Origin of the sequence: Brevundimonas variabilis (assembly GCF_014199945.1) — a bacterium.
Classification (GTDB): Bacteria; Pseudomonadota; Alphaproteobacteria; order Caulobacterales; family Caulobacteraceae; genus Brevundimonas; species Brevundimonas variabilis.
In genome coordinates, this window is the sequence record NZ_JACHOR010000004.1 from 187,497 (window position 1) to 208,083 (window position 20,587).

Genomic DNA, 20,587 nt, shown 5'->3' on the forward strand with positions numbered 1-20,587 from the left:
CGGCATGACCGGAAATACCGACAGAGACAACGAGATCTGGCTGGAGGCGTACATGACGACGCTCAAGGGCGTCGCCGACGAGTCGCTCGGACACCTGGCCGTCAGATCGAAGACACCCGCCGATACGGCCGAGATCGATCGCCGGGCGCGGGCCATCTACAACCTCGCGCGTGCCGCCCGGATGGTCGCGGCCGCGCGTCGGAAACCCGGAACCCGTGTCGAGGATCGAGAGGACGAGATGCGTGACGACGACGACCCCGATGAATCCCGCGCCGAGGCCCGCGAGCGGATCGACGGATCCCTGCGATCCCGTCTCGAGCATGTGCGAGCCTGGGTGGAGCGCGGATGCCTGGATGCAGGCCTTGAGCGACCGCACCCGGACGGAGGGTACGGACTGGATCCGGGGCCTTCATAGCCATCAGATCCCGCCGATGCAGGCCTGGCGAACCTGGCTGCTGCTGGGCGGGCGGGGATCGGGCAAGACGCTGGCCGGGGCGACCTGGCTGACCAAGGTCGCCGCAAGGTATCCAGGTGTCAGGCTGGCGCTGGTCGGACCTACATTGCACGATGTGCGCGAGGTGATGGTGGAGGGGCCGTCCGGGGTGCTGGCGGTGTCAGCTCCCTGGTGCCGGCCACGCTGGGAAGCCGGACGCAAGCGGCTGGTCTGGGACAATGGCAGCCTGGCCTACGGCTTTTCCGCCGAGGACCCGGACAGCCTGAGGGGCCCCCAGTTCCACGGGGGATGGGCCGACGAATTCTGTGCCTGGCGCAATCCCGAGGCGGTGCTGGCCAATCTGAGGCTGGCGATGCGGCTGGGGCGGATGCCCAAGCTGATCGTGACCACGACGCCGCGGCCCATTCCGGCGCTGCGGCGGCTGATGGCCGAGGCCGGGACCCATGTCCGGCGCGCGGCGACCCGGGCCAATGCCGAACATCTGTCGCCGGGGTTTCTGGAGAATCTGCAGGACCTCTATGGCGGGACGCGCCTGGAGAAGCAGGAGCTGGAGGGGCTGGTCGTCGAGAACGACGGGGCCCTGTTCAGCGCGGCCGATCTGGCGCGGGCCCGGGGCAACCGGCCGGCGACGCTGGACCGGATAGTCGTGGCGGTCGATCCGCCCGCGAGCGCGCACGGCGATGCCTGCGGGATCGTGGTGGCCGGGCGGCGGGAGCGGGTGGGCTATGTGCTGGCCGATCACAGCTGCCGGGGTCTGTCGCCGCAGGGCTGGGCCCGGCGGGTGGCGGAGACGGCCACCACCTTTGAGGCGCACCAGATCGTGGCCGAGGCCAACCAGGGCGGGGAGATGGTCCGCGCCGTGCTGGTCCAGGCCGGGTGTCCGGTGTCGATCCGGCTGGTCCATGCCAGCCGGGGCAAGCGGATGCGGGCCGAGCCGATCGCCGCCCTGTATGAACAGGGGCGGGTCGTCCACTGCGACGCCTTTCCGGCGCTGGAAGAAGAGATGATGGCCCTGGGGGCCGAGACGGGCGGGCACAGTCCGGACCGTGCGGACGCCCTGGTGTGGGCGCTGAGCCATCTGATGCTGGGACACCCTGACGGGCCGCGCATCCGGATGCTGTGAGCGCCGCCTTTAGCGACAACAAGGGGACAGGCCGATGCCGAGACTGCCGTGGCCTTCGGGCCTGGGAGGGCGAACCCGCGCGCCCGAGATCAAGGACAGCCGGGTCGGGCCGCTGATCGCCCTGACGGGGGCGGGGCGGCCGCGCTGGACGCCGCGGGACTATGCCAGCCTGGCCAGCGAGGGGTTTGCCAAGAACCCGGTGGTCTATCGCTGTGTGCGGATGATCGCCGAGGCGGCGGCCTCCACGCCGCTGACGGTGTTCGAGAACGGGGTCAGGGCGGACGGGCATCCGCTGGCGGCCCTGCTGGCCCGGCCCAATCCGGAACAGGCCGGGGCCGAGTGGCTGGAAGGGCTGTATGGGGCGCTGCAGACGGCGGGCAATGCCTATGTCGAGGCGGTCGGAGACGAAGGACCGCAGGAGCTGTGGTCGCTGAGGCCCGACCGGATGAAGGTCATTCCCGGCCGGGGCGGCTGGGCCCAGGGCTATGAGTATTCCGTCGACGGACGGTTCGTCCGGATCGGACGTGCGGGCGATGGCTGGATGCCGGTGATGCATCTGAAGCTGTTTCATCCGGCGGACGATCACTACGGGTTTTCACCGCTGGAGGCGGCGGCCTTTGCGGTCGATGTGCACAATGCGTCGGGGGCCTGGAACAAGGCCCTGCTGGACAATGCCGCGCGGCCGTCGGGGGCGCTGGTCTATGGGTCGAAAAATGGCGAGCGTCTGACCGGCGAACAGTTCGAGGCGCTGAAGGCCGAGCTGGCGGCCACCCATTCTGGGAGCGCCAATGCCGGGCGGCCGGTGCTGCTGGAAGGCGGGCTGGACTGGAAGCCGATGTCGATGACCCCGACCGAGATGGACTTCATCGCCGGCAAACATGCCGCCGCGCGCGAGATCGCCCTGGCCTTCGGGGTGCCGCCGCAGCTGCTGGGGATTCCGGGCGACGCCACCTATGCCAACTATCGCGAGGCCAATGCCGCCTTCTGGCGCGGGACCGTGGTGCCGCTGGTCAGGAAGACCGCCGGGGCGCTGGGCGGGTGGCTGGGGGCGCGGTTTGCGGGCGTGCGGATCGAGGCGGACCTGGACGGGGTGCCGGCGCTGCAGCCCGAGCGGGACGCGCTGTGGGCCCGGCTGAATGCGGCGACCTTCCTCGACGACGCCGAGCGGCGGCGGATGGCGGGGATCGGATCCTGAGACCATGAAACGGGAGAACGGAATGAGCGATATCAAGCGGATACCGATGGCACTGGCGGTCGCCCTGGTGATCCAGACGATCGGCGGGCTGGTCTGGGCCGGCGGGGCCGCGGCACGGATCGCGACGCTGGAGACCCGGGTGTCGGAGCAGCAGCTGGTCGCCGAGCGGCTGGCGCGTCTGGAGGAACAGGGGATCGCCACGCGGGCGGCGGTGGAGCGGATCGAACGGCGGCTGGAGGCGGGATGAGGGGGGGGGTACCGGAGCCTTCTCCCCTTGCGGGAGAAGGTGGCCGAGCGCAGCGAGGTCGGATGAGGGGTCATGCGATGCTGACCGCCAGGACCTGTGTGACCCCTCACCCGACCGCACCAGAACGACGGCTGCGCCGCCGTGTGCGGTCTCCCTCTCCCGCAAGGGGAGAGGGAGCGGCCTTCCGATCCAGGGCTATGCGTCGGTGTGGGGGGTGGCGGACCTGAACGGCGATGTGGTGGCGCGCGGGGCGTTCGCCGACAGCCTGGCCCGGACCGGGGCAGGCGGCGTGCGGATGCTGCACCAGCACGAGGGCCGGGCGGTGGTGGGGGTGTGGGAAGCGATCGTCGAGGACGCGCGCGGGCTGTTCGTCCGGGGGCGGATCGCGGACTGGTCCGCCGAGGCGCGGTTTGCGGCGGCGCTCAGCCGGGCGGGGGCGCTGGACGGGCTGTCGATCGGGTTCCGGGCGGCGAAGGCCAGGCGGGACGGACGGCTGAGGGTGCTGTCGGCGGTGGAGTTGTGGGAGGTGTCGCTGGTGACCTTCCCGATGCTGCCGGAGGCGCGGTTCGGGGTGGTGGGGTGAGGACGGCTTTGGACCCGTTGCAGGTATCGCGCTCTCCCTGCCTGGACGCGGCAAGTGACACCCAGATCAAACTGCCAAGCTTCCAGGTTATTGCCCAAAGTTTATAAGACTGGACATTATGCTTGCGCGCGTGCCTTTGGATCCGGGGCAACTCGCCTCGAAAGTATGCTTCACTGTGGCAAGTCCTCTCGTACGCACGGTCTATAGAAGCCGATCGACACTCCATCCGGGCAATATCGAAGAGCTCGATAGAATCTTCAGGACGGCTGTCTTCAACAACCGAAGACGCAGGTTGACCGGCTGCCTCGCCCATCCGGACGGTCATTTCGTTCAGGTCATCGAGGGCGAGGTCGAACATGTCGACGCGCTTATGGACAGTCTGAATGCCGACAAGCGGCATACCGACATCACTGTCCTTGGAAGATGGCCGACCTCGTCCCGCATCTTCTCGAACTGGGCGATGGCCAGACCGAATATCCGGCCCTTGGCGGAGCAGTCCCTCAGGCTGATCAACGACGTCGGAAGCGGGGCTCAGATTACCGGCATCTTACTGGGCCTGGTCGAAGAGGGTACATCCCTTTATCCCCTGATCTAGCTCTGGCGGGGTCTTTCAGGCTGCCGCGGCGGCTATGGCCACTGTCCGATTGTCACCCCTGGCGTGATCGAGCCCCCCGGAGCCGGCCGCGCATCGGGACGCCGCCGTGGCGGATCAGCGCGACGTTCCCAAACCGGCGTTTGCCGGTTGTCAGCCGATTGGAACCTGATAGATCAGCCGGCGCAGATTCTGGGGAGAGAGTGAATTGCTTCGTAAATTTCAGTCGCGCGGCCGTGCATACAGGGTCGCGGGCTTTGCAGCGTTGCTCGCCGCGGGACTATCGAGCGCCGCTCTCGCCCAGGTCAACACAGCGACCCTGGACAATGCGACCACCCAGTCGGGACGTTTGAACCGGCTTCTTCCGGGGGGCACCTGCGCAGCGCCCGAAGCCAACCCGGGGACTTTCACCAACTCTGGCGCGCGCGCCTACGACAGCTATTCATTCGTCAACAGCACCGGGTCGACACAGTGCTATACAATAAGGCTGGATCAGACCGCAGCGTTGCTGTTCGTCGTGGCCTATCTGGGAAGCTTCGACCCGTCCAACATTCAGGCGAACTATCTCGGTGATCCTGGCCAGTCTACGCCGTCCGAGACCTTCAGCGTCAACGTTCCGGCCGGCCAGACGCTGGTGGTCGTTGTCCACGAGGTCAACTCGGGCAACGGCGTCGGTCAGAGCTATACGCTCACGGTGGCCGCGCCGCCGGCTTCGGTGCCCACCCTGTCGGAATGGGCGATGATCCTGATGGGCCTGACGCTGGCCGGCGGGGCCGCGCTCTACATCCAGCGCCGGCACATGGCGGCATAAGCGACATTCGCTCGAGGCCATGAACGGCCCCGCAGGCAACTGCGGGGCCATTCTTATGTCCGCGAACCACCCATAGCGGCGGTTCAGAAGGCCCGCTTGCGGTCATCGGATCGAATGTTGGCTTTCCGCCTACCAGGTCCTGTCTGCTCCCGACCTGTAGCGAAACTTCAAGAGGTCTGCATTCCTGAGAAAGTGGGCGCGCTTCCCAAATCCATGAAGAACAAGCCTCCCACCCAGAAGCAATTCGCGAAACAGTTTGACGACGGCCAAGCTTCCTTTAACAACGGGAACGGCGTTCTTTTAACGAGAAGATAAACATGATCAACGGTTCCACGCTTCGTGCCTTTAGCCTCCTGTTGATTGCCTGTTTCGGAATGATTCTCGCCGCCCCGGCATCGGCTCAGACGATTTCAGCCAACCTGACTGAGAGCGGGAATCTTGGTAGCCAGACGTTCGTCGGCCAGTCCTTCACAGCGACGGTCACTGGAACCGTGACGCAGATCCGGGTCGCAGCGAGCGCCTCGAGCGCCACGACCATCCGGCTCTACAACGGAACGGGTACAGGCCAGGCAGGCGGACCCGGCACGCCGCTTTATAGCCAGGCAGGCGTGAATCTGGCGAATACTACCCCGGCCCGCAACACCGTCACGCTTTCAACACCCCTGCCGATCGTGGCAGGCAATGTTTACAGTTTCGCGTTTGACCAGGCGTCCTTGACCGGTGGCGGACCCGTCTATCCGGGTGGGATGGCCTTCATTGCGGGCACGACCGATCCTGGGACGATCGACCTGAATTTCGAAGTCGTGCAAGTCGCTGCTCCGGCCCCAGTTCCAACTCTGTCGGAATGGGCGCTGATCCTGTTCGGGCTGATTCTGGCGGGTTCGGCTGCCTTCTACATCCAGCGGCGACAGTTGACTGTCTAGGCCACGCTTCTGGATCTGATATCGGCCCCGCTGTTACCAGCGGGGCCGTTTTCATGTCCGCTGTCCACCCGTTGCTGACCTCTGGAACGTCGGCTCCCGGGACCGGCAAACAGTGTAACCGTGGGGAAACCGCGTGTCGTTCGGGGCGTGTCCGGGGCGAAGTCTCGACCGGTCTGTCCTTGACCGTTTCCGACCCGTGGGACCCTCTGGCCGGATCCGGCCGCGATCATCCGGGCGGAGGGGAAACAGCCGTCTCGGTATCGAAGAAATCAACGGCACCATCCTCGAGGGAATAATAGGCGCCCACGATCTTCAGCCGCCCGTCAGCCAGCGGGTCCAGGAGCAGTGGCTCCGAAGCGGTTCTCAACCGGTGAACCGTGCGCTGAATGTTGCGGCGGACGGCGTTCTCTGTGAGGTCACCCTGGTCGAGGGCCTTGGCCGTCAGAACGGCGGGGACGATGGGTTCGATCATCGCGCCAATCGCGCCGGGGAAGAAGGCGTTCTGCTCGACCACACTGACGGCGGCACTGACCGCCCCGCACCTCTGATGCCCCATCACGACGATCAGCGGCACGCCGAGTTGTGCGACGGCATATTCGATGGAGCCCAATGCCGTCGTGTCGACCGTGTTGCCGGCGTTCCGGACGATGAACATTTCGCCCAGTCCCCGACCAAACAGGAGCTCGGGTGGCACTCGCGAGTCCGAACAGGACACGAGGATCACGAACGGCGCCTGGCTCAGGGCCAGCTCCAGCCGTCGCGCACGGCCCGTGACACTGCGGATCGGGCTGTCGGTGTTGAAGGAGCGATTGCCCTCGCGGAGGAGTTCGAGCGCCTGATCCGGATTGAGGGTCGTGCGCGGGGCCGTCGGGTCCGCCGCAATCGCCCTGAACGGCATGCCTGCGAAGGCCCCGCCCGCGGCGCCGGCGACCGGCAGGCAGCATGCACATTGGAACAGACGACGGCGAGAAAGGTCCAGCGACACGACAATGCTCCGAAATCAACACAGTTGACCGCTGTCTGAATGAGCACTGACACTGAGACCAATCAACTCTACGTCAGTCTTGCGTGACCGCGGCCGGTCGGTCCCGGGGATTGCCCGCGATCGCGCCTCAACGCGGATCTCGCCGTGGCGATGTCACTGATCCGGGCTGTCCCAGCCGATGACGGCGAGGCGCTGTGGTGGCATCCGGGGTGTGTCCCGGGGAGAGGTCCCGGATTTCTGGCCGATGACCGCTTTCCACCCCCAAGCGGGAGTTCAGAAAGTCCGCTTTCGGACGATCAGGCGAATGTCCGGTTTCCGGCTGCCCGGTGATGTTCGATCTCGACCCATAGAAGACGCTTGTTGCTCCACCAGCCAGGGTGTTGCATCCAACGGGCTCTCTCCTGCGAGATCTCGTGACAGACCAACTCCGAGTTTCCTCCGTCGCGCATGAGATCGCGGCGAGCGCGGTCGCTTTGGCGGCATACGTCGTGGCCGCTTTGTGCGTCGGCTGGGTTGTTTCGACCCTGCTCGAGCCCATTGGCTACGTCTGGCCCCGCTTTGCAGCCGAAGCCGCGGTTTCCACTTGTCTGGGCATGATCGCCAGTTGGCGATTGACCAACGTCCTTTTTCCCAACCGCTCGGGCAGGAAGATCTTCGCGGCGTTTGCTGTCCTGGTCCTGCTCGTACTACTGGCGGGCCGGAGTAGTTCAGTGAACTGGCTGCATGCAGGTCAGGCGCTGTTTCTCGTCGCCCTCGCCTACGGCTTGTTCTGGCCCCATCGCAGGCGTGCTCGCTGACGGCATGTCTGTCTTGCAGGCGTTCAATGGCTCAGCATGCGTTCAATGATTTCGTTGAGGGCGAGACGCGCACGAGCTCGGAACTTCTGTTCGGGCGTCGAACGCCGAAACGATGCGGACAAAACATTCGGGGGCCACGAAAGGCAGCATATGGGCCCCGTCGACCACGGTCGCGAACGTCACGTCGCCGGCCTTGGCCAATTCGGACGCATGATCGACGGCTCCTTCGTAAGGCGTGTTGGGGTCAAGCGTGCCGTGGACAACCAGGGTGCGGGGCAACGCGACAGCGGGTCGGCCGAAATAGGCGTCCCGGTCGTAGAGGGGCGCGGAGGGGCTGACGAGCAATCCCGGCAGCGGACTGGTGAACAGGGCGTCGCGGGCTTCCGCCTCTACCACATTGGCCGTCAGATCACGACGCCCGTTGTTCTCGGAAGCATTCATCAGGAAGACGAGCGGCAAGGCGGGCGACGACTGCGGATATCGGCCAAAGGGCTCAAAGGCGGCATTGAGCTCGGCCCGGACCTGCACGAGCCGGGAAGCGTCGCCCTCGCCCAATCCCGACAAGACAGCCGGGATCTGGTCGCGCAGATCCGGGAAATTCAGGAGAGTTCCGAGGAACTGACGCAAATTGCCGCCCGGTGCGCTGGGAGCCACGAGCGCGTCCAGGTCCGGTGTCTTTAGAAGCGCTGCGTAGGCGTGGGCCTGGGCGGGGCTGAGCAGGTTGCGACCGACTTTGTCCACGACCTTCGTCCGATGGCTGAGATCCCATTCCGGCGATGACTCGAGGGGAACGAGACCGTCGAGAACGATGCCATCCAACGGCACGGGAGCGGCCTGCAACATACGCAGAACGAGCTGCGTGCCGTAGGAGACGGCGTAGACCTGAACCGATCCGTCGCCTCGATACCGGGTGATGATCTGCGACAGATCATGTGATGCGTTGGTGATTGTGAACGCGTGGGTGCGTTCGACATCACGGTACATGCTGCCGATGCACGATCCCCATTCGTCGTCGGTCAGGGACGGCCCGGCCGGACTGTCGGCGGCCTCTTCGGCCGGACAGAGCCGGGTGGAATAACCCGTGCCGCGATGGTCAGGGACGATAAGGTCGCGGTCCGGGAACGCCCTGCGAAACGTATCGAGGAACGGGTAGAAGGACGCCCCGCTTTCACCCGGACCGCCGGCAATGAGCCAGATCTCGCCGGTTGTCGTCCCGCTGGCCGACGGGAATTTTCTGATGAACAGATTCACGGCGCCCGCCTCCGGATCATTCGGCCGGAGCGGCATGTGACTGACCGCGCAGAGACTGCCTGCCAAGCCCGCCAGGGCGCTGTCGCCGCAGGGGGTAAACACATCCTCGGCAAGGGCGGTGCCGCACGATATCGCAACGATCAAGGCCCCAAGGGCTAGGCGAGCGCTTGCGCGGTAGGTGGTCTTCGTCATGTGGATCCCCGAGGCACGACTGTCATGTCGTGACAGAAGAGCCTTCAGGCGCCGCCGACAGATGCACCTCTCGGCATTAAGTTTTCGCAATAGGGCAGGTTCGAAGGCCAACGTCCGCTAACCACCCCTAGCGGCGGCTTAGAAGGTCCGCTTTCGGGCGTCGGATCGAATGTCCGTTTTCTGCCTGCTAGGTCATGTCCGATCCCGACCCGAAGCAGACGCTCGTACAGTTCCTCAGTCCCCCAAAATGTACGGTAGCAAACATTCGCCGATCCCATTAAGCGTGGCTATATCGCTCGTCTATGAGAGACGCGCGACCCTTGGAGCGCAACGTGAAACGTATCTTAGCTATCCTCGTCCTGTTCGCCGTCTGGCTTCCGGGACTAGCCTTCGCCCAGACCATTTCCCAACTTGCGGGCACTAGCCAAGTTACGAGTGGCGGTATTGGTCAGAGCTTCACCGCGACCAGGACGGGGACGCTCACCCAAATCCAGGTTCGCCCCCGCACCAGCGGGACAACGACCGTCCGCTTCTACAATGGCGGGCTAGGGTCAGGGACCGCCAGCGCCATTGGGACACCGGTTTCATCCCAAGCCGTGACGCTGATCGACACAGGTAACAACCTCGCAGGTCTTCAGACAATAACGCTTGAGACTCCGTTGCCCATCGTGGCTGGCAATTCGTATTCATTCATATTCGACAATGCGAATATGGCGCACGCCACCTCGGACGTCTACGGCGGAGGAACCTTGTTGTTTGATTTTGCCACCACGTTTCCCGGGTTTGATCTCATATTCACTGCGACCGAGGTCACACCTGCCCCCGTCCCGACCCTGTCGGAGTGGGCGATGATCCTGTTCGGTTTGGCATTGGCGGGTGGAGCTGCACTCTACATCCAGCGGCGGCAGTTGATCACGTAAGCAACGTTTCACTCGGGTTTGGAACGGCCCCGCTGGCGACGGCGGGGCCGTTTTCATTTCCGCTAACCACCCTAGGCGGCAGTTCGGAAGGTCTGCTTTCGGAGGATCAAGCGAAGGTCCGGTTTCCGCCGGCCAAGTGAGGTCCGATCTCGACCCAAAGCGAACCTAAGCGCCAACGGTCGCCTGGAGCGCCTTAGGGTTCCGCGTCTAGCGCAGGCTCGAGTGTCACGAGCACGAAAGGACCGTTGCCATTGTAGGCCGGAACAGCGGTTCCCTCTGGCATTGTCCCGTCCCACGGCCAGCAGTCAGTTTCCTGACCTTCGAACTCGAAACAGAGTTGGCGATCTGCGATTTTCCATCGACCGGACGCATCTCCTGCTGCCGTTGTAACGCGCACAATACCCTCTGACTCGAACCGGATGACGGTCCGCTCACCTTGCTGATCGACGACAGTCATCTGACGTCCCGAGAGGTCGTTCAGCGGTTCCGTAGCCGTTGCAATCGAACCCAACGACAGAGTCGCCAACGTCGCAAAAATCAGGGATCTCATGCCTGCCTCCATGCCTGGACCAAGTTAATCCTAGAAGCCCGCTCGCGTCTATTGAGCACGACCGTCAAGATAGTGCGTCTCTCCTGGACGCTTACATGGCAGCGTCCGTTAGCCACCCCTAGCGGCAGTTCCCAAGGTCACCTTTCCGGCGGCGAGGTCATGTCCGATCTCGGTCCCGGGCAGGCATTTTCCGGGCGGTGCCAAGCGTTCCGGTAACGCGGCCATTTGCTGAGCCGTCGTCCTGGCGCGTCGTCATTTCGCCGCGATCTGCGTGCGCAATCACGGAATCGTGATCGGGGCCTTCAGGAGACGACGATGCGCAGGATCGGAATGCTGGCGATGGTGGCGGGGCTGGCCTTGTCCGGGTGTGGGCAGGCCGACGCGGATCGGGCGGAATCGTCGGTCGACTCGACTGTGGACGTCGCGCTGGTCGAGCCCGCGCGGATGACGGAGGCCGCGGCACCGGCTGAACCCGGCGCGCCCGCGGCGACGCCCGCCGCAGGAACCGCGCCACGGATCGCCTATGTCTATCACTATGGCCTGGAGGTTCCCGTCGATCGGGCACCGGGCCTGATGGCGCGGCACGAGCAGGCCTGCACGTCGGCCGGGGCAGCGGTCTGCCAGGTCATCGGGTCGGACACGACCCGGACCGGCCGGGATGCGCTGGTGGCACGCCTCGAGATCCGGGCGATCCCGTCGTTCATCACTCAGTTTCGCGACGGGCTGGGCAAGGATGCGCGTGAAGCGGGGGGCCGTGTTTCCGGGTCGAGTACCGAGAGCGAGGACCTGACCCGGTCCCTGATCGACACCGAGGCGCGGTTGCGGGCGCAGACGACGCTGCGGGACCGGCTGCAGGGCCTGCTGGCGAGCCGCAGCGGCTCGCTTGAGGATCTGCTGAAGGTGGAGACCGAACTGGCACGCGTTCAGGGCGAGATCGACGCCCAGCAATCGACCCTGGCGGAGATGCGGACGCGGGTCGCGACATCGCGCCTGTCGATCGAATACCGCTCGGCGGGTCAACTGGCGCCCGACAGCGCCTTCCGACCGGTCGTGGACGCGGTCCAGGGGGCATTCAGCGCCATGATGGCGACCGTCGGCGTGCTGATCACCATCGTGGCCGTGCTGATCCCGATCGGTCTGATTGCGGGCCCGGTCGTCTGGTTCATCCTGAGGCAACGCCGCCGGCACAGGCGTCAGGCATGATGGCCGGGACGGGGTTCGACCTTCAGCAGACGTTCAAACGGAAGGCGGCGATCCCAGAGAGGGGCAAGCCGCCGTCCCGGCGCGGCTGAAATCCGGGCCGTTCCACGGGCGGGCGGTGACCCGGACGCAGCCCCTCCACCGCTTCGCGGTCCCCCTCCCCACGGTGTGGGGAGGAAAGCGGGTGGGTGCGCAGGGTGATTAGCGGGGCTTAGGCTTAATCGGCGAGGCGGCAGGCATCGGGACGGGGCCATCGGTCGGGGGGCCGGTCCGGGCCTTGCCGGGGTCAGGGATGCGGTTGAGGCAAGGGCCTGAAGGACAGGCCAATTCTGTCGCGGCTCGCGCGTGGTGCCGGCGTCAGGCGGTGGAGTCCGGGGCCTTTTGCACGGGGTGGTCGCCGGGGATTCCCGGCGTCCTGGACCCCGGAATCGGCCTGACGCCTACACCACGCCTTTTAGCCGCCAGTTCACCGATCGTCGGTATCCCAGTGATCGATGATCGAACCTGGCGATCCGCAGAACGGACAGCCGGCCGGTGTCGGTCATCACCCGGTCCTGCCGCAGAAGGGGTGAACCATGAGTACCACCAGGATGACGAGAGACACTGCACGATCCCTGGACGACGCGATGCCGGGGCTGACCTATCGCGACCTGAGCGTGGCTCTGGGACTGATCGCCAGCGGCCCGGATCATCGCGCCATGATCCCCTTTCTGGTGTCCGCCTTGCGCGAGCAGGCACCGTATCTGACCGGGCAGATGACGATGTTCGAGATCCTGCGGTCGGCAAACTGTCTGGCGGACATCGCCGTGACGGGCCCGCCGGACGGCTGAAGTCCCGGCCAGCACCCGTCCGCTGCAACGGCGGATCCGGACCCTTCCGACCAACGTCCCAAAGAGTCAGACATGAAGAGCCTTCTTCCGGCCCTGGCCCTCGCCAGCGCCTTCATCGCGGGCGATGCGGCCGCACAGGCCACGACCTATACCTTCCTGGGCCAGCCGTATGACACGGTGAAGAATTCGAACCGATGCACGGTCGGGGAATGCGCGATCTATTCCAAGGCCATGCGGCCGAAAATTTCGCTGACCTTCAGCGCGCCGCTGCCCGCCAACCTCATGCCCGGCGACCATCGGTGGCGCGTGATCGGCTTCAGCGTCGATGATGGCATCCGATCGGCATCCAGCTACACCCGGACCGCTGCCCTTCAGACCGTGAATGTCGCGACCAACGGCGCGGGCGTGCCCGTGGAGTATGATATCCAGGTCCAGAGACTGCCGGGTCCACCCTATCTGGACGGCAAGCCAGGGGGGCCGGACTCCCGCTTTTCCTATGTCTATGCGACCGATTTCGCGATGCAGGCCCTCACGAATGGCGCGTGCATGCGCTGGGCCGGGAATGCGTCACAGCCCCAGTACTGCGCGGAGGGGATCGGTGATGAAGGCGTCAGTTCGGCGTCCGTCGCGGGGTCGCCCACGGTGACCCGGGCGGCGGCCATTGCCTCGATCCCGACCCTTTCGGAGTGGGCGTTGATTGTCTTCGGGATGATCCTGACGGGCAGTGCCGCCGTGTATGTGCAGCGGCAGCGCACGGAATAGGCGGCCCCTCCACCGCTTCGCGGTGTGGGGAGGAAAGCGTAGTCCTCCCCATTCGCAGAATGGGGAGGGGGACCGCGCGCAGCGGGGTGGAGGGGCCGGGGATACAGACACGGGCGGGCGGTGGGGTGGACGCAGCCCCTCCACCGCTTCGCGGTCCCCCTCCCCACGGTGTGGGGAGGAAAGGCCCCACCACCGCTTCGCGGTCCCCCTCCCCACGGTGTGGGGAGGAAAGGCTCGGCCAGCGGTTTGTGGTCCCTCTCTCCGCGGTGCGGGGAGGAGATCAGGCGGGTTCGGTCACGGACTCGAGGGGAAGGAGGGCGCCGACAACGAGGCGCGACAGCATGCGGCCCTCGATCGGGATGATGGCGTCGACGAACTGATGGGTGGCGTCCGAATCCATGGCGGGCGGCGCCTGGAGCAGGGAGGCGGCCAGCTGGAAGGTTTCCTGCACGCCGTCGACCAGGACGCCGGCCATGCGGGTCTCGTGCTGGATCACGACGATCACGTGGCGCGATGACGGTTCCGTCTTGCCGAGGCCAAGCCGGCAGCGCAGGTCGAGGACAGGCATCACGGCCCCGCGCAGGTTGATCACCCCCAGGATGTAGTCAGGAGTCTGGGGCATGGGCGTGGTCGGGGTCCAGCCCCGGATCTCGCGCACCGAGCGGACGTCGATACAGTATTCCTGACCCCCGATCTCGAAGGAGATCAGTTCCAGCATGCTGCCGGGTCCGCTGGCGTTGTTCTCATAGGCGGTCATCGTCAGAACTCTTCCCATGCGTCGGCCTTGAGGGCCGTGTTGCCAGCCGAACGCGCCGGCGCCTGCGATGGCCTGGCCTGGGGCCGGGCGAAGGCCTCGATCCGGGCCTGGGCGGCGTGGACCGGGTTGGCCCGGCGGGCTGTGGTGGCGGTCTCGCCGGTCCGGAAACTGGAGACCAGTCCGTCCAGTTCGCTGGCCTCGGTCTTGAGCGAGAAGGAGGCGGCGGTGGTCTGCTCGACCATGGCGGCGTTCTGCTGGACCATCTGGTCCATCTGGTTCACCGCGGTGTTGACCTGGCTGAGGCTGGAGGCCTGTTCCTGGGCGGAGGAACTGATCTCGGACACCAGGCCATCGATGGCGGCGACCTGTTCCACGATCCGGCCGAGGCTGTCGCCGGTTTCGCCGACCAGCGACACGCCGTGACTGACCTGTTTGCTCGAGGTCGAGATCAGGCCCTTGATCTCCTTGGCCGCCTCCGCCGATCGCTGGGCCAGCGCCCGGACTTCCTGGGCGACAACGGCAAAGCCTCGGCCCGCATCCCCGGCACGGGCGGCCTCGACCCCGGCATTCAGGGCCAGCAGGTTGGTCTGGAAGGCGATCTCGTCGATGACGCCGATGATCTGGTTGATTTCGGACGAGGATTTCTCGATCTCGCCCATGGCCGCGATCGCGCGCTGGACAACGTCTCCGGAGGTCTGGGCATCGCTCCGGGCCGCCGCCACTGCCTCGGATGCCTGGCGGGAGCCGGTCGCCGTGCGGTTCACGGTGACGGTGATCTCCTCGAGGGCTGCGGCTGTTTCCTCAAGGGACGCAGCCTGCTGCTCGGAGCGTTTCGACAGGTCATCGGAGGCCGAGGCAATCTCGAGGGAGCCGTTGAGGACGGCGTTCGCCGACCCGGAAATGGACTGGATCGTCCGGGCGAGGGTCTCGACCGTGGTGTTGAAGTCGTCCTTCACGCCCTGGAAGCGGGGATCGACGTCGATCTCCAGCCGGGCTGTCAGGTCGCCCGAGGCCATACGCTTGAGGCCGTCAGCCAGGGCGCTGAACAGGACGTTCTGCTCGTCTTCGGCCTTCTGGCGCGCGGCCTCGGCCTGCTGGCGCTGTTCCTCGAGGGCATCGAGGTAGACCGAGACGGCCAGGTCCATGTCCAGCAGGGTCGCCTTGACCAGGGCCCCCACTTCCTCGGCTGTGGACTGGGCGGTCACACCCCGGGTGTTGAGCGCATGTTTCGGCCAGCGGCTCTCGACGATCTTGCCGACCATGGTGTCGAGCACGATGGCATAGCCGCCGATGTACCAGCGCGGCTCCAGACCGATGCGGGCGTGGACATGGCCGACCTTGTTGACGCCGGTGGCGTAGTGTTCATCGAACTGGCCGCTGGAAATGACGTCCCAGTGCGCCATCTGCTTCTTGTGGGCCCCGTCAATATGGACGTCGTCCTTGAAGAAGGCGCGGGTCTCGGGCGTCGCCCGGACCTGGTCGTAGAACCCGTCCAGCGCGGCGGGCATTTCCTTCAGGATCAGGGGTTTGATGGACCGGATGCGCGCTATGGCGGCATCATCGAGCCTCATGAATTTGATACGGCTGTCGATCGCTTCGTTGGACATAAATGCAGTTCCCGCAGTGTCGGGCGGCCCTCGGTCGTCCTGGGAAAAACCCTACGGCTCGTGCGGATAATACAGCCTTACCAGAACGTTACGTAATCTTCCCTAGGACACGGGGGTGACGTTCGCGCTGGCGGACGCAGCCCCTCCACCGCTTCGCGGTCCCCCTCCCCACGCTGTGGGGAGGAGATGCCTTGTCCTCCCCATTCGCAGAATGGGGAGGGGGACCCCGCGCAGCGGGGTGGAGGGGCCGGGAGATGTAGACACGGGCGGGCGGTGGGGTGGACGCAGCCCCTCCACCGCTTCGCGGTCCCCCTCCCCACGGTGTGGGGAGGATATGCCCCACCACCGCTTCGCGGTCCTCCTCTCCAGGCTGTGGAGAGGAAAGCGACCGTAACCCAGTCCTCTCCCGCGGGGAGGGGCAAACCGGAGACCATGATGAAAGAGACAAAGACCGTATCGGGCACGCCCGAGACGCGCGCTGCCCTGCACGAGATGATGGCGGCGTTCGAGGCGTTCAAAGGGGCCAATGACGCCCGGCTGGACGAGATCGAGAAGAAGGCGTCCGCCGATGTCCTGCTGGAGCAGAAGGTGGCGCGGATCGACCAGGCGGTGTCGGCGGCGCAGGCGCGGCTGGACCGGGTGGTGAGCGAGGCGTTGAGGCCGGAACTTGGGAGCGTGTCCGGGTCGGGCAGCCCCTCCGTCTCGACCGCGGGTCGCGCCACCTCCCCGTTTCACGGGGAGGAGAAGGCGGCGTTCGAGGGATACGTCCGGACCGGGGCGTCGTTCGGGCTGGAGATGAAGGCGGGGCTGTCGTCGGCCCCGACCTCGGGCGGATACATCGTGCCGGCCGAGACCGAGCGGGCGATCGAGCGGCGGCTGATGGCGGGGTCGCCGATGCGCGAGATCGCCACGGTCCGGACGGTGGCCTCGGGCGTCTTCCGCAAGCCGGTCTCGACCGCCGGGATCGCCTCGGGCTGGGTCGCCGAGACCGCGGCGCGGCCCGAGACCGATCCGGCGACACTGGCCCTGCTGGAGTTCCCGGCGGCCGATCTCTACGCCAGCCCGGCCGCGACCCAGTCCCTGCTGGATGATGCCCTGATCAATCTGGACGACTGGCTGGCGGCCGAGGTCGAGGATGCGTTCGCGGCGCAGGAGACCCAGGCCTTTGTCACCGGCGACGGGGTCAACAAGCCCAAGGGGTTCCTGTCCTATCCGGTTGTGGCGGATGCCGGCCACGCGTGGGGCCAGATCGGATCGGTCGCGTCGGGGGCGGCAGGCGCGTTTGGCGGGCCCAATCCGACCGACCGGCTGATCGACCTGGTCTATGCGCCCGGGGCCCGTTACCGGCCAAACGGGCGGTTCGTGATGAACCGGCGGACGGTCTCGGCCATCCGGAAATTCAAGGACGCGGACGGCAACTACATCTGGGCCCCGGCGACGCGGCCGGGCGAGACGGCGTCTCTGCTGGGCTATGCCGTGACCGAGATCGAGACGATGCCGGACCTGGCGGCCAACAGCCTGTCGATCGCGTTCGGCGACTTTGGGCGGGGATATCTGATCGTGGACCGGGCGGGGGTGCGAGTGTTGCGGGATCCGTATTCCGCCAAGCCCTATGTGCTGTTCTACACCACCAAGCGCGTCGGCGGCGGGGTGCAGAATTTCGACGCGATCAAGGTGATGCGGTTCAGCGCGGGCTGAGGTGATGTGCCTTCTCCCCTTGCGGGAGAAGGTGGCACGCGCAGCGTGACGGATGAGGGGTTGCAGCCGCGCTGATACGAGCCGGCGGCGGGACCCCTCACCCTTTCGCGCAAGTCCGCTCGCGAGGCTCGCGGGCGCTCAAGCCCTCTCCCGCAGGGGGAGAGGGTCTTTCGACATCGGAGAATTCCCATGACCGCACCCGTCAGTCTGGCGGAGGCGAAGCTGTTCCTGCGCGTCGGGCATGATGCGGAGGACCGGCTGATCGCCACATTGATCGAGGCCGCGCGGGCGCGGGTCGAGGATGACGTCGGGGTGCGCCTGACGTCGACGTCGCCGGCGCCGTTGAAGCTGGCGATCCTGATGCTGGTGCTGCGCGCCTATGAGCGGGGGGACCCGGAGATGGTGTCGGGGCCAGTCGAGGCCTGGCTGGCCCCGTACCGAGAGGTGCGGCTGTGAGCGGCGATCACGGGGCGGCGCTGCACGCGGCGCTGGTCCGGCATCTGCGGGCCGATGCGGGGGTCAAGGCCTGTCTGGGCGAACCGGTACGGGTCTGGGACCAGGGGCCGAGGCAGGCGTCCTATCCGCACCTGCTGATCGAACGCAGCGAGAGCCGGCCGGTGCCCGCGGACGGATGCGGGATCGAGCATCGGCTGAGCCTGCGCGTGCTGTCGACCGTGGGCGGGGTTCCGGAGGTCCGGGCGGTCGTGGCGGCCGTGCGGCAGGCGCTGGAGGAAGTCCGGCTGAGTGAGGCCGGGGTTCGCACCGTGTCGCTGGGCGTGACGTTCGCCGATGTGTTTCCCGGACCCGGACTGAAGCCGGCGGTCGGGATCATCCAGGTGCGGGCGGTGACCGAAGACATCGGTGCGTGAGGCAAACCCTTTTCATGGAGAGACGCGAATGGCGGCACAACGCGGCAAGGACCTGTTGCTGAAGATCGAGCGCGCGCCGGGCGTGTTCACGACCGTCGCGGGGCTGAGGGCACGGACCCTCGCCCTGAATGCCCGCAGCGTGGATGCCACGGACGGCGACAGCGCCGGGCGGTGGCGCGAGTTGCTGGACGGGGCCGGGGTGAAGTCGGCGGCGGTGGTCGGGCAGGGGATCTTTCGCGACGCGGCCTCCGATGCCCTGATCCGCGAGGCCTTCTTCGATCAGACGGCGCGGCGCTGGCGCCTGATCGTGCCGGACTTTGGCGTGCTGGAGGGGCCGTTCCTGGTGGCGGCGCTGGAATATGCCGGGACCCATGAGGGCGAGGCGACCTTTGCCATGAGCCTGGCCAGTGCCGGCGAGATCACCTTCGAGGTCCTGTGATGATCCCGGTGAACGGGGTGCGGGGCGAGGTCGCCGTGGTGCTGGCGGGGGCAGATCGCCGGCTGTGTCTGACGCTGGGGGCGCTGGCAGAGATCGAGACGGCGCTGGGCCTGCAGGGGCTGGAGGGCCTGGGCGGGCGGATGCGGGTGCTGTCGGCAAGCGATCTGGGGCGGGTGCTGGCGGCGTTGCTGCGGGGAGGCGGCGAGGATGCAGACCTCGCTCTGCGGGCCGGACCGGCGGAAGCGGCGCGCGCGATCGTCTCGGCCTTCGAGGCGGCGGCGCGATGATGGACTGGGCCGGGATGCTGCAGGCCGGGGTGCGGACGGGGGTCGCCCCGGAGGCGGTCTGGCGACTGTCGCTGAAGGAATGGCGGATGCTGACGGCCGAGGTCGGGGGGGCGGGTCCACCGGGCCGGGCCGTCCTTGAACAGATGGCGCGGCAGTGGCCGGACACGGACGCGGCGCGGGCGACGGGAGGGATCGAATGACGGACCGGCTCGGAGATCAGGGTCTGGACAGTGTTCCGTTCAGGGCGGCCGAGGCTGCGGCGGCGCTGGAAGACCTGCGGGAGCCGGCAGAGCGGGCGGCGGGCGCGATCGAGGATGCGTTCGGACGGGCGGGCGAAAGCCTGACGCGGTCGCTGAGCCGCGCGGCGGCAGACGGGGAGGTGTCCCTGGCCGAGCTGGCGCGGGCCGTGGTGGCTGCTGTCAGCGCGGCTGCGGGCGGGACGCGGGGTTCGGGTGGACTGGCCGAGGCCGTCGTCCAGGCGGTCGGCGGGGCCTTTCGTGGCAGCCGTGCGGATGGCGGGCCGGTGCTGGCAGGCGGGGCCTATCTGGTCGGGGAGCGGGGGCCGGAGGTGTTCCGGCCCTCGGGGACAGGGACGATTGAGCCTGCTGGCGCGGGGGCGGGCGTGGTCGTCAATGTCCGGGTCGACGGCGGCGCGCCGGGACTGATCCGGTCCGAGGCCCAGATCGCCCAGATGCTGGCGCGCGCCGTGGCCCTGGGCGCGCGCCGGATGTGACGGGCGTCAGTTGAAGACGCTGGAGTCGATCGGATGTTTCGGGTTGGGGCCGAAGCGGTTCTCTCCGGGCTGGCTTTCCGTCACGCCGATCCACAGAAGGAAACCGAGGGAGATGAGGGTGACGAGCCCGATCACGCCAAAAATCGGACCCACCAGGGCGAAGATGGCGGCCGGATCCTCGCGCTCGAGGGCATCGTAGTTCGTGAAGATGGACAGGCCCATCATGCTGACGGCGACGATCATGCCCACGATGCTGACGGCATAGGGGATGGCCGCCAGCCAGCCCGATCGTCCCATGTCGTGCAGTCGCGTCACGGTGATGGCGAGGTTGGGCCAGATCAGGCCGATCGAGATCAGGACCCCGAGGATCGGAATGAAATTCGCCACGGCACCGACGCCGAGCAGGATCAGCCAGGAGATCCAGAAATGCTGCCGACGCAGCCGGCCGTTGAAGGCAAACAGGGCTGTCCGGAAATCGTAGGCGGGCTCTGCGCCGGAGCGATTGCCGAAGACCTCGGCCCGGGACGGTGACGGCGTGTCCACGAGGGTGACGATCTGGGTGGCGCTGTCGCCGTCCGCCACGAAGTCGACCTTCTGGCCCGACCGGACCGTTGCCCCGGCCTGCAGCGAGGCGCTGACGAAGCCGTAGCGATTGCCGTCGTCACCGCTGATCCGACCGGTCGAGGCGACCGGATCAAAGTCCAGAATAATTCCACGCATCGACTGTCCCCTGTGCCGCAGGCGCAGCATGGCCGAACAGCGATGCGGGGACAAGCCGAAGG

The 20,587-nt window shown here is 66.7% G+C and carries 26 protein-coding genes; 20 read left to right on the plus strand and 6 right to left on the minus strand.

Features of this window, described 5'->3' with window-relative positions; genetic code table 11:
• Positions 1-4 precede the first annotated feature (4 nt).
• From GGR13_RS12240 to GGR13_RS12275, 8 genes are all read left to right on the plus strand, one after another.
• Positions 5-415 (plus strand): hypothetical protein, encoded by a 411-nt coding sequence (locus GGR13_RS12240; protein ID WP_183213832.1) that lies wholly within the window; start codon positions 5-7, stop codon positions 413-415.
• Positions 363-1,577, plus strand: coding sequence for a DNA-packaging protein (locus GGR13_RS12245; RefSeq protein ID WP_246347832.1), 1,215 nt, complete (start codon positions 363-365; stop codon positions 1,575-1,577). Before GGR13_RS12240 ends, GGR13_RS12245 begins: the two co-directional genes overlap by 53 nt.
• 34 nt (positions 1,578-1,611) lie before the next feature.
• On the plus strand, positions 1,612-2,772 hold the full coding sequence (locus GGR13_RS12250) for a phage portal protein (protein ID WP_183213834.1): 1,161 nt from the start codon (positions 1,612-1,614) through the stop codon (positions 2,770-2,772).
• Between the two features lie 22 nt (positions 2,773-2,794).
• Positions 2,795-3,019: a hypothetical protein gene (locus GGR13_RS12255; RefSeq protein WP_183213835.1), complete on the plus strand. Its 225-nt coding sequence runs from the start codon at positions 2,795-2,797 to the stop codon at positions 3,017-3,019.
• 187 nt (positions 3,020-3,206) lie between these two features.
• A complete protein-coding gene (locus GGR13_RS12260; RefSeq protein ID WP_343060410.1) occupies positions 3,207-3,602 on the plus strand; it encodes an HK97 family phage prohead protease in 396 nt (131 codons plus the stop codon).
• 118 nt (positions 3,603-3,720) lie between these two features.
• Positions 3,721-4,197, plus strand: a complete 477-nt coding sequence (locus tag GGR13_RS12265) for a BLUF domain-containing protein (protein ID WP_246347833.1) — start codon at positions 3,721-3,723, stop codon at positions 4,195-4,197.
• Positions 4,198-4,402: 205 nt separating this feature from the next.
• Positions 4,403-5,005 (plus strand): IPTL-CTERM sorting domain-containing protein, encoded by a 603-nt coding sequence (locus tag GGR13_RS12270; protein ID WP_183213837.1) that lies wholly within the window; start codon positions 4,403-4,405, stop codon positions 5,003-5,005.
• Between the two features lie 317 nt (positions 5,006-5,322).
• Positions 5,323-5,928, plus strand: a complete 606-nt coding sequence (locus GGR13_RS12275) for an IPTL-CTERM sorting domain-containing protein (RefSeq protein ID WP_183213838.1) — start codon at positions 5,323-5,325, stop codon at positions 5,926-5,928.
• Between the two features lie 226 nt (positions 5,929-6,154).
• Here the strand turns inward: GGR13_RS12275 and GGR13_RS12280 are convergent, their stop codons facing one another.
• Positions 6,155-6,913 (minus strand): carbonic anhydrase, encoded by a 759-nt coding sequence (locus tag GGR13_RS12280; protein ID WP_183213839.1) that lies wholly within the window; start codon positions 6,911-6,913, stop codon positions 6,155-6,157.
• Positions 6,914-7,326: 413 nt separating this feature from the next.
• Here GGR13_RS12280 and GGR13_RS12285 point away from each other — a divergent pair, with 413 nt between their 5' ends.
• The gene (locus tag GGR13_RS12285) at positions 7,327-7,710 is read left to right on the plus strand and encodes a hypothetical protein (RefSeq protein WP_183213840.1); all 384 of its coding nucleotides are present in this window, start codon (positions 7,327-7,329) and stop codon (positions 7,708-7,710) included.
• 42 nt (positions 7,711-7,752) lie between these two features.
• On the opposite strand, the gene GGR13_RS12290 is transcribed toward GGR13_RS12285, so the two are convergent.
• Positions 7,753-9,153: an alpha/beta hydrolase gene (locus tag GGR13_RS12290; protein WP_183213841.1), complete on the minus strand. Its 1,401-nt coding sequence runs from the start codon at positions 9,151-9,153 to the stop codon at positions 7,753-7,755.
• A gap of 332 nt (positions 9,154-9,485) precedes the next feature.
• Between GGR13_RS12290 and GGR13_RS16865 the strand changes: the two genes are divergently transcribed.
• Entirely contained in the window at positions 9,486-10,073 is a 588-nt protein-coding gene (locus GGR13_RS16865; RefSeq protein WP_183213842.1) for an IPTL-CTERM sorting domain-containing protein, read from the plus strand.
• Between the two features lie 193 nt (positions 10,074-10,266).
• Here GGR13_RS16865 and GGR13_RS12300 read toward each other — a convergent pair whose 3' ends face one another.
• Positions 10,267-10,623 carry a hypothetical protein gene (locus tag GGR13_RS12300; protein ID WP_183213843.1) on the minus strand — a complete coding sequence of 119 codons (357 nt, stop codon included), beginning with the start codon at positions 10,621-10,623 and terminating at the stop codon, positions 10,267-10,269.
• Between the two features lie 315 nt (positions 10,624-10,938).
• Between GGR13_RS12300 and GGR13_RS12305 the strand changes: the two genes are divergently transcribed.
• The 3 genes from GGR13_RS12305 (at position 10,939) to GGR13_RS12315 (ending at position 13,415) form a co-directional block, all read left to right on the plus strand.
• Positions 10,939-11,826 (plus strand): DUF4349 domain-containing protein, encoded by an 888-nt coding sequence (locus tag GGR13_RS12305; RefSeq protein ID WP_183213844.1) that lies wholly within the window; start codon positions 10,939-10,941, stop codon positions 11,824-11,826.
• A 572-nt stretch (positions 11,827-12,398) separates the two neighbouring features.
• Positions 12,399-12,653, plus strand: coding sequence for a hypothetical protein (locus GGR13_RS12310; protein WP_183213845.1), 255 nt, complete (start codon positions 12,399-12,401; stop codon positions 12,651-12,653).
• A gap of 72 nt (positions 12,654-12,725) precedes the next feature.
• Complete coding sequence (locus tag GGR13_RS12315; RefSeq protein ID WP_183213846.1) at positions 12,726-13,415, plus strand: hypothetical protein; 690 nt, start codon at positions 12,726-12,728, stop codon at positions 13,413-13,415.
• Between the two features lie 280 nt (positions 13,416-13,695).
• Here GGR13_RS12315 and GGR13_RS12320 read toward each other — a convergent pair whose 3' ends face one another.
• Both GGR13_RS12320 and GGR13_RS12325 read right to left on the minus strand, forming a co-directional pair.
• On the minus strand, positions 13,696-14,172 hold the full coding sequence (locus GGR13_RS12320; RefSeq protein WP_246347834.1) for a chemotaxis protein CheW: 477 nt from the start codon (positions 14,170-14,172) through the stop codon (positions 13,696-13,698).
• Positions 14,173-14,174: 2 nt separating this feature from the next.
• Complete coding sequence (locus GGR13_RS12325) at positions 14,175-15,779, minus strand: globin-coupled sensor protein (RefSeq protein ID WP_183213847.1); 1,605 nt, start codon at positions 15,777-15,779, stop codon at positions 14,175-14,177.
• 435 nt (positions 15,780-16,214) lie between these two features.
• Here GGR13_RS12325 and GGR13_RS12330 point away from each other — a divergent pair, with 435 nt between their 5' ends.
• The 7 genes from GGR13_RS12330 to GGR13_RS12360 all read left to right on the plus strand — a co-directional run bounded on the left by GGR13_RS12330 (position 16,215) and on the right by GGR13_RS12360 (position 19,805).
• The gene (locus GGR13_RS12330) at positions 16,215-17,477 is read left to right on the plus strand and encodes a phage major capsid protein (protein WP_183214118.1); all 1,263 of its coding nucleotides are present in this window, start codon (positions 16,215-16,217) and stop codon (positions 17,475-17,477) included.
• A gap of 189 nt (positions 17,478-17,666) precedes the next feature.
• Positions 17,667-17,933: a head-tail connector protein gene (locus GGR13_RS12335; protein ID WP_183213848.1), complete on the plus strand. Its 267-nt coding sequence runs from the start codon at positions 17,667-17,669 to the stop codon at positions 17,931-17,933.
• Positions 17,930-18,346: a tail completion protein gp17 gene (locus GGR13_RS12340; RefSeq protein WP_183213849.1), complete on the plus strand. Its 417-nt coding sequence runs from the start codon at positions 17,930-17,932 to the stop codon at positions 18,344-18,346. The genes GGR13_RS12335 and GGR13_RS12340 overlap by 4 nt, the downstream gene beginning before the upstream one ends.
• A gap of 28 nt (positions 18,347-18,374) precedes the next feature.
• A complete protein-coding gene (locus GGR13_RS12345; protein WP_183213850.1) occupies positions 18,375-18,785 on the plus strand; it encodes a phage major tail protein, TP901-1 family in 411 nt (136 codons plus the stop codon).
• On the plus strand, positions 18,785-19,072 hold the full coding sequence (locus tag GGR13_RS12350; RefSeq protein ID WP_183213851.1) for a GTA-gp10 family protein: 288 nt from the start codon (positions 18,785-18,787) through the stop codon (positions 19,070-19,072). The genes GGR13_RS12345 and GGR13_RS12350 overlap by 1 nt, the downstream gene beginning before the upstream one ends.
• Positions 19,069-19,272: a phage tail assembly chaperone gene (locus tag GGR13_RS12355; protein ID WP_246347835.1), complete on the plus strand. Its 204-nt coding sequence runs from the start codon at positions 19,069-19,071 to the stop codon at positions 19,270-19,272. The genes GGR13_RS12350 and GGR13_RS12355 overlap by 4 nt, the downstream gene beginning before the upstream one ends.
• On the plus strand, positions 19,269-19,805 hold the full coding sequence (locus GGR13_RS12360; protein WP_183213852.1) for a phage tail tape measure protein: 537 nt from the start codon (positions 19,269-19,271) through the stop codon (positions 19,803-19,805). The genes GGR13_RS12355 and GGR13_RS12360 overlap by 4 nt, the downstream gene beginning before the upstream one ends.
• Positions 19,806-19,811: 6 nt before the next feature.
• On the opposite strand, the gene GGR13_RS12365 is transcribed toward GGR13_RS12360, so the two are convergent.
• Positions 19,812-20,525 (minus strand): DUF805 domain-containing protein, encoded by a 714-nt coding sequence (locus GGR13_RS12365; protein WP_183213853.1) that lies wholly within the window; start codon positions 20,523-20,525, stop codon positions 19,812-19,814.
• Positions 20,526-20,587 lie beyond the last annotated feature (62 nt).

What these genes read in the sequence shown, in the direction of transcription:
- GGR13_RS12310 (WP_183213845.1), top strand. Translation starts at nt 12,399, where the DNA reads ATGAGTACCACCAGGATGACGAGAGACACTGCACGATCCCTGGACGAC.
- GGR13_RS12365 (WP_183213853.1), bottom strand. Translation starts at nt 20,525, where the DNA reads ATGCGTGGAATTATTCTGGACTTTGATCCGGTCGCCTCGACCGGTCGG.
- GGR13_RS12335 (WP_183213848.1), top strand. Translation starts at nt 17,667, where the DNA reads ATGACCGCACCCGTCAGTCTGGCGGAGGCGAAGCTGTTCCTGCGCGTC.
- GGR13_RS12250 (WP_183213834.1), top strand. Translation starts at nt 1,612, where the DNA reads ATGCCGAGACTGCCGTGGCCTTCGGGCCTGGGAGGGCGAACCCGCGCG.
- GGR13_RS12350 (WP_183213851.1), top strand. Translation starts at nt 18,785, where the DNA reads ATGATCCCGGTGAACGGGGTGCGGGGCGAGGTCGCCGTGGTGCTGGCG.
- GGR13_RS12290 (WP_183213841.1), bottom strand. Translation starts at nt 9,153, where the DNA reads ATGACGAAGACCACCTACCGCGCAAGCGCTCGCCTAGCCCTTGGGGCC.
- GGR13_RS12345 (WP_183213850.1), top strand. Translation starts at nt 18,375, where the DNA reads ATGGCGGCACAACGCGGCAAGGACCTGTTGCTGAAGATCGAGCGCGCG.
- GGR13_RS12300 (WP_183213843.1), bottom strand. Translation starts at nt 10,623, where the DNA reads ATGAGATCCCTGATTTTTGCGACGTTGGCGACTCTGTCGTTGGGTTCG.
- GGR13_RS12355 (WP_246347835.1), top strand. Translation starts at nt 19,069, where the DNA reads ATGATGGACTGGGCCGGGATGCTGCAGGCCGGGGTGCGGACGGGGGTC.
- GGR13_RS12360 (WP_183213852.1), top strand. Translation starts at nt 19,269, where the DNA reads ATGACGGACCGGCTCGGAGATCAGGGTCTGGACAGTGTTCCGTTCAGG.
- GGR13_RS12240 (WP_183213832.1), top strand. Translation starts at nt 5, where the DNA reads ATGACCGGAAATACCGACAGAGACAACGAGATCTGGCTGGAGGCGTAC.
- GGR13_RS12330 (WP_183214118.1), top strand. Translation starts at nt 16,215, where the DNA reads ATGAAAGAGACAAAGACCGTATCGGGCACGCCCGAGACGCGCGCTGCC.
- GGR13_RS12255 (WP_183213835.1), top strand. Translation starts at nt 2,795, where the DNA reads ATGAGCGATATCAAGCGGATACCGATGGCACTGGCGGTCGCCCTGGTG.
- GGR13_RS12305 (WP_183213844.1), top strand. Translation starts at nt 10,939, where the DNA reads ATGCGCAGGATCGGAATGCTGGCGATGGTGGCGGGGCTGGCCTTGTCC.
- GGR13_RS12315 (WP_183213846.1), top strand. Translation starts at nt 12,726, where the DNA reads ATGAAGAGCCTTCTTCCGGCCCTGGCCCTCGCCAGCGCCTTCATCGCG.
- GGR13_RS12325 (WP_183213847.1), bottom strand. Translation starts at nt 15,779, where the DNA reads ATGTCCAACGAAGCGATCGACAGCCGTATCAAATTCATGAGGCTCGAT.
- GGR13_RS12275 (WP_183213838.1), top strand. Translation starts at nt 5,323, where the DNA reads ATGATCAACGGTTCCACGCTTCGTGCCTTTAGCCTCCTGTTGATTGCC.
- GGR13_RS12320 (WP_246347834.1), bottom strand. Translation starts at nt 14,172, where the DNA reads ATGACCGCCTATGAGAACAACGCCAGCGGACCCGGCAGCATGCTGGAA.
- GGR13_RS12265 (WP_246347833.1), top strand. Translation starts at nt 3,721, where the DNA reads ATGCTTGCGCGCGTGCCTTTGGATCCGGGGCAACTCGCCTCGAAAGTA.